The organism is Streptomyces sp. NPDC060205 (assembly GCF_042728395.1).
Taxonomy (GTDB): Bacteria; Actinomycetota; Actinomycetes; order Streptomycetales; family Streptomycetaceae; genus Streptomyces.
The window spans coordinates 1-11,443 of record NZ_JBHWZP010000050.1; the positions used below are offsets into that span (position 1 = coordinate 1).

10 protein-coding genes are annotated in these 11,443 nt (G+C 71.4%); 1 reads left to right on the forward strand and 9 read right to left on the reverse strand.

Features of this window, described 5'->3' with window-relative positions; genetic code table 11:
- Nucleotides 1–32: 32 nt before the first annotated feature.
- Entirely contained in the window at nucleotides 33–854 is an 822-nt protein-coding gene (locus ACFWGJ_RS12040; protein WP_387322873.1) for a phospholipid scramblase-related protein, read from the reverse strand.
- A gap of 103 nt (nucleotides 855–957) precedes the next feature.
- Nucleotides 958–3,009, reverse strand: coding sequence for a phosphocholine-specific phospholipase C (locus ACFWGJ_RS12045; RefSeq protein ID WP_387322875.1), 2,052 nt, complete (start codon nucleotides 3,007–3,009; stop codon nucleotides 958–960).
- A gap of 182 nt (nucleotides 3,010–3,191) precedes the next feature.
- Between ACFWGJ_RS12045 and ACFWGJ_RS12050 the strand changes: the two genes are divergently transcribed.
- Complete coding sequence (locus ACFWGJ_RS12050; protein ID WP_387322877.1) at nucleotides 3,192–4,487, forward strand: Gfo/Idh/MocA family protein; 1,296 nt, start codon at nucleotides 3,192–3,194, stop codon at nucleotides 4,485–4,487.
- 97 nt (nucleotides 4,488–4,584) lie between these two features.
- Here the strand turns inward: ACFWGJ_RS12050 and ACFWGJ_RS12055 are convergent, their stop codons facing one another.
- The 7 genes from ACFWGJ_RS12055 to ACFWGJ_RS12085 form a co-directional block, all read right to left on the reverse strand.
- Nucleotides 4,585–5,709 carry a 3-deoxy-7-phosphoheptulonate synthase gene (locus ACFWGJ_RS12055; RefSeq protein ID WP_387322878.1) on the reverse strand — a complete coding sequence of 375 codons (1,125 nt, stop codon included), beginning with the start codon at nucleotides 5,707–5,709 and terminating at the stop codon, nucleotides 4,585–4,587.
- Nucleotides 5,706–6,830, reverse strand: coding sequence for an acyl-CoA dehydrogenase (locus ACFWGJ_RS12060; RefSeq protein ID WP_387322879.1), 1,125 nt, complete (start codon nucleotides 6,828–6,830; stop codon nucleotides 5,706–5,708). Before ACFWGJ_RS12060 ends, ACFWGJ_RS12055 begins: the two co-directional genes overlap by 4 nt.
- Nucleotides 6,831–6,845: 15 nt before the next feature.
- Nucleotides 6,846–7,409: a GNAT family N-acetyltransferase gene (locus tag ACFWGJ_RS12065; protein WP_387322880.1), complete on the reverse strand. Its 564-nt coding sequence runs from the start codon at nucleotides 7,407–7,409 to the stop codon at nucleotides 6,846–6,848.
- A gap of 73 nt (nucleotides 7,410–7,482) precedes the next feature.
- Entirely contained in the window at nucleotides 7,483–8,031 is a 549-nt protein-coding gene (locus tag ACFWGJ_RS12070; protein WP_387322882.1) for a flavin reductase family protein, read from the reverse strand.
- Nucleotides 8,028–8,990, reverse strand: coding sequence for an acyl carrier protein (locus tag ACFWGJ_RS12075; protein ID WP_387322884.1), 963 nt, complete (start codon nucleotides 8,988–8,990; stop codon nucleotides 8,028–8,030). The genes ACFWGJ_RS12070 and ACFWGJ_RS12075 overlap by 4 nt, the downstream gene beginning before the upstream one ends.
- Nucleotides 8,987–10,414: a condensation domain-containing protein gene (locus ACFWGJ_RS12080; RefSeq protein ID WP_387322886.1), complete on the reverse strand. Its 1,428-nt coding sequence runs from the start codon at nucleotides 10,412–10,414 to the stop codon at nucleotides 8,987–8,989. Before ACFWGJ_RS12080 ends, ACFWGJ_RS12075 begins: the two co-directional genes overlap by 4 nt.
- Nucleotides 10,411–11,442, reverse strand: a complete 1,032-nt coding sequence (locus tag ACFWGJ_RS12085) for a MupA/Atu3671 family FMN-dependent luciferase-like monooxygenase (RefSeq protein WP_387322888.1) — start codon at nucleotides 11,440–11,442, stop codon at nucleotides 10,411–10,413. The genes ACFWGJ_RS12080 and ACFWGJ_RS12085 overlap by 4 nt, the downstream gene beginning before the upstream one ends.
- Between the last annotated feature and the right edge of the window lies 1 nt (nucleotide 11,443).

Consider the following 11,443-nt stretch of genomic DNA (forward strand, 5'->3'; position numbering starts at 1 on the left):
CCCTTCGTCCGTTAACCGGGGTGGACCGGCGGTCATCCGAGCCCGCGTGAGTCCTGCTTGAGCGCCGTGTCGACGGTCAGCGCCGTCGCGATCACGAGGCTCAGCAGCGGCTCGGGCAGCTGGAAGTGGATCTGCAGGACGTAGTTGTCCGCGGTGGTGAACATCGTCTTCGCGAGGCCTTCCCAGGTCTTGGTGATCCGGGCGACCTCGGTACCGGAGTGGTCGACGATCGCGAAGTTCCACGCGCGCCAGTTCTCCGCCTTGATCGCGCCGACCTGCTGCCCGTCGACCTTGATCGCGAAGTTGATCTTCCCGAACATGTTCTGCTGGGCGATCTCGCCGACCGGCGAACCGTCCGCACGTGCCACGAGCACCCGGGACTTCACGAACTTGCGCGGCCGGGTCAGCAGCAGCTGCGGCTGACCGTGGGCGTCACGGATCTCCAGCTTGTGGGTCATGAACTGGTCGAGGCTGGAGACGAAGCGCAGCACCTTCTTCAGCGCGCTCTGGCCGACCTGGACGACCGAGCCGAGCTGGTTGCCCTGCTGGTCCATGACCTTGTACTCGTTGGTCAGCTCGATCAGCTTGGCCTTCTGGTTCACCACCAGGACCGGCTCGGTGAACAGGGTTCCGCGGCCGGCCGCGTTCGGCGCGACACCGGCCTGCTGCTGCACCTGCCTCTGGACGCGCGGGTCGGCGCCCGCCGGCGGCGGCTGCTGCGCCTGCCCCTGGCCCTGGCCCTGGCCCTGATTGGTGTGCTCGGTCCACTGGGTTCCGTCCCAGTAGCGCAGGGTCTGGGGCGCACCCTGTGGATCCGGATACCAGCCTGCAACTGTGTTCGAATGCGTGGTCACCGGGGCACACTATCCCGACCCCTCAGGTACATGACCAGTCCGGTCCCGCGTGACCAATACGGCCCTGCGGGACCAGAGGGGACCAGAACGGCCGATGTGCCGACTAGGCGGTCGCGATCGCCGGGTCGCTGACGCCCGCCCGGCCGTTCTCGACATGCCCGGCGAACCGGCGCAGGAACGAGGCGTCCGCGTCGGAGACGACGGTGAGGTCGTACCAGCGCCGGCTGGCCCGCAGGTCCACGGTGTGCCGCACGGTCGCGCCGGGCCGCACCTTGAACGACCGGGGCCTGCCGCCGTAGCCGTCGGTGAGCTTCAGGTTCACCGTGCGGGCGCCCTTGTTGGTGAGGGTCAGCTCGATGTCGTCCCCGTCATGGCGGGCGGTGACCTCGGGGCCCGCGGCCTTGCCGGGTCCCTTGAAGACACGCACGAAGCCGTTGGGCCCGTGCACGGTCAGGTCGTACGAGCCGCCCGAGTACGCGGAGTTCCAGGTGTCCGAGACGCTCTTGCCCGCCTCGGTGGTGTACGTCCAGGGGCCGTCGGTGCGGCTGCCGGAGGTCACGTGGAAGGAGGCGCCGGCCTTCTTGCCCGAGGCGAAGGTCAGCGTGAACTTCCCGGCCTTCGCGTCCGCCGAGCCGTCGATCCAGGGCGCGTACCGCAGCGGGCGGGCGGGCCGCAGACCGCGCTCCTGCCGGGGCAGCTTCGGGTCGGCGGGCGGTGTGGGCTTGTAGTCCGGGTGCCGGTCCTTGTCCTGCGGCTCGTACGCGTCGGTGTCCGGGAGGCGGGCCGGCTCGCTGTCCTTGCGGGAGAAGTCGAACGCGGCGGTCAGGTCGCCGCAGACGGCCCGGCGCCAGGGCGAGATGTTGGGCTCCTCGACCCCGAAGCGCCGCTCAAGGAAGCGGACGATCGAGGTGTGGTCCAGGGTCTCGGAGCACACGTAACCGCCCTTGCTCCAGGGCGAGACGACGAGCATCGGCACGCGCGGGCCGAGACCGTACGGTCCTGCGACGTACTTCGAGCTGCCCGGGAAGAGGTCCGGGCCGACGTCGACCGTCGACTTTCCGCGGTCGGCGGAGGCCGGCGGCAGCGGCGGCACGAGGTGGTCGAAGAAGCCGTCGTTCTCGTCGTACGTGATGAACAGGGCCGTCTTCGCCCAGACCTTCGGGTCGGCGGTGAGCGCCTCCAAAACCTGGGAGATGTACCAGGCGCCGTAGTTCGAGGGCCAGTTGGAGTGCTCGGAGAACGCCTCCGGGGCAGCGATCCAGGAGACCTGCGGCAGCCTGCCGCCCACGACGTCGGCGCGCAGCTGGTCGAAGTAGCCCTCGCCCTTGCGGGCGTCGGTGCCGGTGCGGGCCTTGTCGTACAGCGGGTCACCGGCCTTGGCACCCCGGTACTTGTTGAAGTAGAGGAGGGAGTTGTCGCCGTAGTTGCCGCGGTAGGCGTCGGGGATCCAGCCCCAGGAGCCGGCCGCGTCGAGGCCGTCGCCGATGTCCTGGTAGACCTTCCAGGAGATCCCGGCCTCCTCCAGGCGCTCGGGATACGTCGTCCAGTCGTAGCCCAGCTCGTCGTTGCCGAGGACCGGGCCGCCGCCCTTGCCGTCGTTGCCGGTGAAACCCGTCCACATGTAGTAGCGGTTCGGGTCGGTGGAGCCGATGAACGAGCAGTGGTACGCGTCGCAGACCGTGAAGGTGTCGGCGAGCGCGTAGTGGAACGGGATGTCCTCACGGGTCAGGTACGCCATGGTCGTGGCGCCCTTCGCGGGGACCCACTTGTCGTACTTGCCCCCGTTGTAGGCGGCGTGCCCGTCGGGCCAGCTGTGCGGCAGGCCCTCCAGGAACTGCATGCCGAGGTCGTCGGCCTCCGGGTGGAAGGGCAGGAGGTCCTTGGTGCCGTCGGACTGGTGCCAGACGGACTTGCCGTTGTCGAGCGCGACCGGGTGCGGGTCGCCGAAGCCGCGGACACCCCTGAGCGCACCGAAGTAGTGATCGAAGGAACGGTTCTCCTGCATGAGGACGACGACGTGCTCGACATCCTCGATGGTGCCGCGGTGGTAGCCCGCGGGGATCGAGGCGGCCTTGGCGATGCTCTCCGACAGCGCGGTGAACGCCGCGGTACCGCCCGCGAGCTGCAGGAAACGGCGCCGATTCACTTCGGTCATGACTGGGTGACCTCTCGTCCTGACGTATACGGGTGCGACTGACGGACGGACCTGCGCATGCCGGAACCTGCGCTATCGGAGTGTTCCAAGAGCAGCAAACGTCAGGGAAGGGTCGCGTGGCGTCCGTGTGAAAGACGGCGGTACGTGAGGTGCCGGCCGAATCGAATTGAGGGGACGGCTTCATGGATGACCGCGCCCGGCCGGCGGGTACCGAGGCACCACATGCCGAACTGCGCGTCGGGGTGGTGGGGGTCGGCCAGCGCGCCCCGCTCGCCACGCTGGCGAACCGGCCGGGTGTCGCCCGGGTGGTGTCCTGCGCCGACCCCGACCCCCGTGGCCGCAAGGACGCCAGGCGTCTGTTCGGGGCGGACGTCGTGGTGCACGAGCGGTACGAGGACATGCTCGGCGACGGCCTGGACGCGGTGTTCGTCCTCACCCCCGACCATCTGCACACCGGGCCCGCGCTGTTCTTCCTGGACGCCGGGACCGCCGTCTTCGTGGAGAAGCCCCTCGCGATCGGCGTCGAGGACTGTGACACCCTGCTCGCCGCCGCCTTCCGCTCCCGCACCCGGCTGTACGTAGGCCACAACCTGCGGCATCTGCCGGTGCTGCGCCGGATGCGGGAGCTGATCGACAAGGGGGAGATCGGCACCGTGCGTTCCCTCTGGTGCCGCCACTTCGTCGGTCACGGCGGGGACTTCTACTTCAAGGACTGGCACGCCGAACGGGCGCACACCAACGGGCTGTTGCTGCAGAAAGGCGCCCACGACCTCGATGTGATCCACTGGCTGGCCGGCGGCTACACCCGGGACGTCGTCGCCCACGGCACCCTCGCCGTCTACGGCGACAACCAGCGCCGCCCCGCCCGGACACCCGTACCCGACGGTGAGCGGATGCCCGACTGGTACGACCCGGAGATCTGGCCGCCGTCGGCCCTGCGCGATCTCAACCCCGTCATCGACGTCGAAGACCTCAGCATGATGCTCGGGCGCCTGGACAACGGAGTGCTCACCAGCTACCAGCAGTGCCACTTCACCCCCGACTACTGGCGCAACTACACCGTCATCGGCGACGAGGGCCGTATGGAGAACTTCGGCGACGGCATCGACGGCGACCCCGCCACCGTCAAGGTCTGGAACCGGCGCAGGTCCGGCTACCGCCAGGACGCCGACCTCAGCGTCCCGGTCCCGGCGCAGGAGGACGGTCTGCACGGCGGTGCGGACCGGGCGCTGGTCGAGGAGTTCCTGCGCTTCGCCGCCACCGGAGGCCCCACCGAGACCTCCCCGGTGGCCGCCCGCGAGGCGGTGGCCTGCGCGGCGGCGGCGACGACCTCGCTGCGGACGAACGGCACACCGGTCGCCGTGGCCGCACCGGACCCGGCGCTGGTCGACTACTTCGCCCGCCACCAGACCGTACGGCCGCCGCAGGCGCGGGAGATGCGGGAGACGCGGGAGACGGACGGCGGTCCTGCCTCCTGATCTAGGCCGACGTGCCCTCTGACGTGTCTTCTGACGTGTCTTTCGGCGCTTCTTCTGCCGTTTCTTCTGCCGGGCTGTTCGGCGACAGGGGCCGCGGTCATGGGTGACCGGTGAGGCCGATGGCCGTCGTGGCCAGCGTGAAGACCAGGTCCAGTGCGCCTTCGTACGGGGGCAGGTGGAGGCCGCCCGCGTGCGTGCCGAGCGTGCGGTGCAGTGCGACGAAGGCGCCGGCCTCGGCGAGGACGCCCGCCGGGTCCCGGCGGTTGCGGTGCCAGGGGTCGCAGGCCCAGACGACCTCGGCCTCGGTGGAGGCGACCTTCTGCACCAGTTCGGGGAGGAGGTCGCTGATCCGGTCCGCCCCGAACCGGCTGAGGAAGGTGAGCCGTCCCGCGGAGCGCTCCGGGTCCAGAAGGTCGATCAGGGCGAGGACGGCGTCATGGGTGGTGCCGGGTTCCACCACCACACCGACGGGGTTACGGATCCGCGCCGCGGCACCGGCCGCCCGTACGGGGCGGTCCCCGGCCGAGGAGGGGTGCAGCCAGACCATGTGGCCGACGGCGTCCCAGCGTTCGCCGCCGGGGACGTCGGCCCGGGGTGGAGCGGAGTCCTCCACCGGAGCAGGACGGCTGACGGCGGGCCGCGGCAGCGTCGCGGGCCTGCCCGCGCAGGCGTGCTGGAAGCTCAGCGCGGAGCTGATCCTGCTGGTCAGCGGCTCGTAACGGGCGCGCTCGGGAGAGCGGGCGACGAACGCCAGGTTCCGTTCGTGGGCCCAGGGCACATCCGGGCGGGCGTCGCCGGCCCACGCCCGGACCAGGTTGAGGGCCATGGCCGACGCCCGGTGGACGTCCGTGGCCCGGACGGGTCCGGTGCGTCCCTCGGCGGGGGGCGCGTGGATCTCCATGCGTCCCTCGGCGGGCGGCGCGTGGATCTCCGCGACGGGCACGACCGGGACGCCCAGCGCGTAGGACAGGACGACCGTGCCCTGTGCCAGCAGGGTCAGTTGCCGGGTGACGTGTTCGGCGCGGGGCACCGCTCCCGGCGGGGTGCCGCTGCCCGCGTGGAGCAGGAAGGCCTCGCCCCGGGCGGCGGCGGCCAGCTTTCCGCGCAACTCCTCGGCTTCTCCGGGCCAGGTCAGGGGAGGGTGCGCGGCGGCGTCGGCCTCGATCCCGGTCCCTGCCCAGGTCTCGGTCTCGGTTCCTGTCCCTGTCTCGGTGTGGTTCACAGCAGCGAGAGCTTGCCTCCGCTCAGCCACGCGTCCAGCGGCTCCCGCATGGTGGGCTCCGACGGAGGGTGGAAGGCCAGGGCGCGACTGGCGGCCAGCAGGTCCACTCCGTGGCCGTCCCGCACGAAGGACATGCCGCCCATCAGCTCCAGGACCCGGTCGGTGGCCTCCGTGATCGCCCGCTGGGCGGTGTACCGGATCAGCAGGATCCGGCCCATGAGCGCTTCCTCCGGAGAGCCGTCGTCCAGTTCGCGGGCGACGGCCTCGACAGCGGCCGACACCGTCTCCAGCGGGCCGAAGGCGGTCACCCGGTCGCCTGCCTGTCCGCGTCCGTCCGCGAAGAGCCGCTCCACCTGACCGGTGGCGATGCCCACGTACGCGGCGGTGATCAGGATCAGGAAGCGTGCCATGAGCGCGTTCAGCCGGCCCGCCGCCTGCTCCGGGTCGCCCAGCGGGACGATCATGTGGTCCGGGACGAACACGTCGTCCAGCACCACGGCGTCCGTCTGCGCGGCCCGCAGGGCGTGGTTCCCCCAGAAGGGCTCCCGGCGCAGTCCGGGCGTCTCGGCGGGCACCATCACGATCAGCAGATCGCCCCCGTACGGGGATTCCGGCGGCCCGGGTGCCAGCAGGGTCAGCAGGCCCATGGATCCGACCAGGGAACAGGGCCGTTTGGAGCCGGTGAGCCGCAGACCGCCGCCGTTCGCCGCGGTGACCTGGATGCCCGGTGCGAAGAGCTGTTTGCCGGAGGCGCCCTCGGCACCGCAGGAGGAGACGAGCAGCCGTCGGCCGACGATCTCCGCGAGCACGTCGGCCGCCCCGCCGCCCAGCACGTGCGCCAGCCAGGCCACTTTGTAGTGGTGCATGGTCGACGCCACGGCCAGCGAGGGGGCCCGGCTGCCCACCGCCCGTTGCAGACGAGCGCCTTCCAGGCAGGTCAGGCCGCCGCCGCCCAGGGCGGTGGGGATGAGGACGTTGCCACCGCCGGCTTCGCGGAACTCCTCGATGACATGGGTGCCGGGGTCCTCGACGGCCGCCGTGCCGAGTTCGGCCAGCCGGTCGTCGAATCCGGGCAGCGCCTTGTCGAGGACGGCCCGTTCGGTGGTGAGTATGTTCAGCATGGGTGACTCCCCTGGTCACAGTGCGTACGAGAACCGGACGCGGTCCTCCCCCGGGCCGTCCCAGTCCTTCCAGACGGGCAGGCCCTCCGTGTCCGCCAGGCCCTCCACAGCGGCCAGGCCCTCCGCGGCGGCCGGGCCCTGCGTGTCCATCACGTTCCTCGTGTCCGGCGGGCCCGCCGACGGCAAGGGGATCGCCTCGAACCCCGTCGCGAGATGGAAGCGCTGGGACCGGGTGTTGCCGGGCGACACGACAGCGGTGACGGTCCGGCACCCCTGTTCGGCGGCCAGCTCGAAGAACCGTCCGTAGAGCACACCGCCGAGGCCGGATCTGCGCCGGCCGGGGGCGACCGCGATGAAGTGGGTGTGCGCCTCCCCCGGTTCGGACGGCGAGACGATGCCGACCAGGAACCCGGCGAGCGTCCCCTGGCCGGTCACGGCCGCCAGGCTGGTCGCGTGGAAGTGGCGCAGGAACAGCCGGGGCAGCATGTGGGCTGCCGGGCGGCCCCACCAGTCGTCCACCTGGGCGATCAGCGAGGGATAGTCCGACTCCTGGAGTGCGCGGATGCGCGGTGCGGTCATCTTCGGGTCCTATTCCTTTCCCGGGTCACAGCTCGGGTCACTGCTCGGGGCATTGCTCGGGTCGCTTTCCGGATCACTGTTCGCCGGTTCGGGGCGGTGCGGAGGGCCGGGCCGGGGCGGCGTTCAACTCTCCGTTCACGAAGAGCAGTTGAGGCACCTCCTCGCGGGCGCCGCACTCCTGCACCAGGCCGACCACCAGCATGTGGTCGCCGAGTTCGATGAACCGCACGGCCCGGCAGGCGAAGTACCCGACGGTCCCGGCGATGCGTACACCGCCGGTCGCCGGTTCGTCCTCGGTACGCACCTCGGCGAAGCTCTCCGCGCCCAGCGGACGGTTCCGGTTGGCGAACCATCGGGCCAGCTCCGCCTGTTCGGCGGCGAGGACGTTGACGACGAAGCCGCCGGTGCGCTCCACCAGCCCTCTGATCCTGGCGTCGTGCCGCACGCCGAAGGACACCAGCGGGGGTTCGAGCGACAGGGTCGTGAAGGAGTTGACCGTCATCCCGTGTACGTGGGGACCCAGCCCGCTGGTCACCACGGTGACTCCGGTGGGAAGGCAGCGGGCCGTGGTGCGCAGGAGCGAGGCGGTCACCGGCTCCGCGGCCGTGGCATGGATGGTCAACGGATCTCTCCCTCCGCCGGGAGCGCGTCGGCGCCGAGCAGCACCGCGGCCAGATGGGACATGCCGGCCCCGAGCAGGACGTACTCCCGAGGGGTGCCCGGGCCGGTGGCGGGCTCCGGGGCGCCGAGCCGGTCGGCCAGATGGATCAGCGGGTCGCTGCCCTGGCAGTGGGCGATGCGGCCCACGCTGTCCAGCGCGATCCGACCGCTGTCGAACCCGACGTCGGCGAGGTACATCTCCATCACGTTGCGGGCGAAGTTGCTGGGCAGGACGAGCGAGACGTCCGGCCGGACGCGGTGCCGGTCCGACAGGCCGGTGAACAGCTCCCGGTAGGCGGTCAGGCGGGCGGTCAGCCGCTGGTGCGGCGGCGCGTCCCGGCGTTCCTCGGCCGCGCCGTGGTGGGCCATGGCCAGGACCGGCAGCCCCGGCGCGTCGGCGGAGACCAGGGCGGCGGCTGCCCCGTCGCTGGCGATGGCCGCGCCGCCCGCCACCAGGCGCTCCCCGCCGGTCGAGAGGTCGGCCAGGTCACCACTGACGACCATGACGTGCCGGGCGGTGCCGTCCCGCACCAGGGAGGCCGCGTTGCCCAGCGCGAACATCGCCGTGGCACAGTCCATCAGGCCGAGGGTGGCGACCGTGGCGCCGGTCATACCGGTCTCCTGGAGCAGGTCGGCGACCTCGCGGTGGGCGCTGCGATCGTGCGGGAGGGAGTCCGTGGCGAGCAGGACCGTGTCCACGGCCTTGCCCGGGACACCGGCTCCGGCCAGGCACTTCTGCACGGCCGCGGCCATCAGCTCCACGAGCGGCGCCTGCGACCAGCGGTAGCGGGAGAACCCGGCCGCCGGGGAGGTCAGTTCGGCCGCCACGTCCGGCGCGGCGGCCAGTTCCGGCAGCTCCGTCACGGGAGCCTCGTACTCGCCCAGTTCGTAGGCGGCGGCGCACAGCCGCGGCGTGATCACTGTCCGGCCTCTCGCGACGAGGACCCTGCCGCGTGCCGTGGGGCGGGCCCTGACGGATGCCCTGCCCGATGCCCTGCCGGATGCCCTGACGCGCCGGACGCCTGCGCGGCCAGCGCCGTGAACCGCTCGGCCAGGTGGTCCACCGTGCTCCTGTCGTACAGCCCGGTGTCGTACTCGATCCAGCCGGAGGCCCCTTCGGGGGCGGGGTGGATAGAGAGCGTCAGGCCGTAGCGGGCCACGCCCTTGTCCACGTCCCACGTGGACACGGCGGCACCCTGCACCGTACGGGGGCCTTCGGACGGGCTGTCGTAGACGAACGCCACGTCCAACAGCGGGTGCAGGCCGGGGAGCCGGCGTTCGGCGGAGATCAGCTCTCCCGGGTACGCCGCATGCCGCAGCCCCCGTTTCGACGCCGTGTGGGCGGCCCTGATCCGTGCTGCCCAGGTGCCGTCACCGGGGTCGCGCAGGCGCAGCGGCAGGACGTTGAGAAGGTAGCCGACGGTGTGCTGTGCGTCCGGCCGGTCGCGGTTGGCGGTGAAGGTGCCGAGCAGCACGTCCGGGTCGCCGCCGAACTCGGCGAGGGTGGCCCACGCGACGGCCGCCCAGCCCGCGTAGGCGGTGGCGGCCGAGCCCCTGGCCGCTTCGGCGACGCCCCGGGCCACGGCGGCGGGCAGGGTGAAGTCCACCCGTCCGCCGGTGCCGGGGGAAGCGTGCCCCCGGGGTCGGTCGGTGGGGAGCGGACGAGGTGCGCCCGCCAGTTCGTCGGCCCAGAAACGGGCTGCCTCCCGGCCCTGCGGTCCGGCCGTCGACTCGGCCTGCTCCAGGGCGAAAAGGTTGAAGGGGCGCGCCGCTGGAGCGGACTCGGCGCTTTCGCGGGCGAGTTCGTCGAGCAGCAGCTCAAAGGACCAGGCGTCGAACACCAGGTTGTGGACGACGACGAGCAGCCAGGCCTCCTCGTCGGAGGCTCCCTCGGCCAGGGCCACCCGCAGGAGCGGCCCTTCGGCCAGGTCGAACGGCTCGTGCGCCAGCTCACGGGCCAGGGCCTGCGCCTGCTGCGGCCCGTCAGGGCAGCGGGTGCGGACCAGCCGGGGCGGCAGGTCCTGGCGCACCACCGGCCGCACGACCCCTAGGTGTTCCCCGAACGTGGTGCGCAGCGCCTCATGGGCGCGGACGAAATCCCGGACGCGCGCGGCCAGCAGGTCGAGGTCGACCCGGGCCCCGGTCAGGTGCACGGCCTGGCAGACCACGTCCACGGGCCGCCCGGCGGCGGTGTGGTGGGCGCGCCACAGCCGCTCCTGGCCCGGGGTCAGCCGCAGCTCGGCGCGGGGAGCCTGTGCGCGTAACCGGGTTCGGAGCCGGTCCAGTTGTGCGGGGGTGAGCGCGGCGAGCCGTTCGGCCAGCTCCGCGGGGACACCGGCGGTCATGCGTATCGCCTCCGTAGTTCGTTGAGGTGGCTCAGGCTCTCGACGACGAGCTGTTCGTCCACGCCGAAGTCGATGAGACAGGCGATCTCCTTGACGCCCATGCCCTTGAACCGGTCGACCACCGCGGTGCAGGAGTCGGGGGTGCCCAACAGGGCGCCTTTCTCGAAGTACTTGTCGAAGGCGAACTCGATGAGCTGGTCCTGGTCTGCCTCGGACATGTCCCGTACCCCGGCCCCCGGCGCGAGGTTCTTCTTCTGCGAGTCGATGACCGTCAGGAAGGAGCGCAGATAGTCGGTGAAGGGCGGCCGGACGGTCTCCCGCACCTCCTCCAGGTCGGTGCCGATGAAGGTGTGCAGCATCAGGGTGACGGTGACGTCGTCCGGGTCGTGCCCGTAGTCCTGGAGGGTCTTGTAGTAGACGGCGAGCTTGTCCTCCAGCTCCTCGTTGGTCATGTCGATCAGCGCGGTCAGTACGTTGCAGCCGAGGCGGCCGGCCGTCTCGAAGGTGTCCGGGCTCTTGGTGCAGGTGAGCCAGATCGGCAGCTGGGGCTGGACGGGCTGGGGGTGCAGTTCCAGTTCGACGTAGTTGCCGAGGCCGTCCTGGGCCGAGACCGGTGCGCCCTCCCAGAGTTCGCGGATGGTGTCCACGGCGTCGAAGGTGCGCTCCCGCCGGTCCTGCCAGCCGTCCGGGTTGATGGCGAAGTCCACCGGGCTGAACCCGGTGGCCAGGGCGATGCCGGCCCGCCCGTGGGACAGGTTGTCGACCACGGCCCACTCCTCGGCCACCCGGATTGGGCTGTGCAGGGGCAGGACGACGCTGCCCGCGCGGATGCCGAGGCGCTGGGTGGCGCCGGCCAGTGCGGCGCCCAGTACCGAGGGGTTGGGGTAGAGGCCGCCGAACCGGTGGAAGTGCCGTTCGGGGGTCCAGATGGCGGTGAAGCCGTTCTCGTCGGCGTACCTGGCGGCGTCGAAGACGAATCGGTACTTGTTCTTCTCGTCCCCGGAGAAGAAGATCAGGCTGAATTCCATG

Excerpts from the sequence above, each read along its gene's own strand:
- ACFWGJ_RS12045 (WP_387322875.1), bottom strand. The coding sequence starts at position 3,009 with ATGACCGAAGTGAATCGGCGCCGTTTCCTGCAGCTCGCGGGCGGTACC.
- ACFWGJ_RS12050 (WP_387322877.1), top strand. The coding sequence starts at position 3,192 with ATGGATGACCGCGCCCGGCCGGCGGGTACCGAGGCACCACATGCCGAA.
- ACFWGJ_RS12060 (WP_387322879.1), bottom strand. The coding sequence starts at position 6,830 with ATGCTGAACATACTCACCACCGAACGGGCCGTCCTCGACAAGGCGCTG.
- ACFWGJ_RS12065 (WP_387322880.1), bottom strand. The coding sequence starts at position 7,409 with ATGACCGCACCGCGCATCCGCGCACTCCAGGAGTCGGACTATCCCTCG.
- ACFWGJ_RS12080 (WP_387322886.1), bottom strand. The coding sequence starts at position 10,414 with ATGACCGCCGGTGTCCCCGCGGAGCTGGCCGAACGGCTCGCCGCGCTC.
- ACFWGJ_RS12085 (WP_387322888.1), bottom strand. The coding sequence starts at position 11,442 with ATGGAATTCAGCCTGATCTTCTTCTCCGGGGACGAGAAGAACAAGTAC.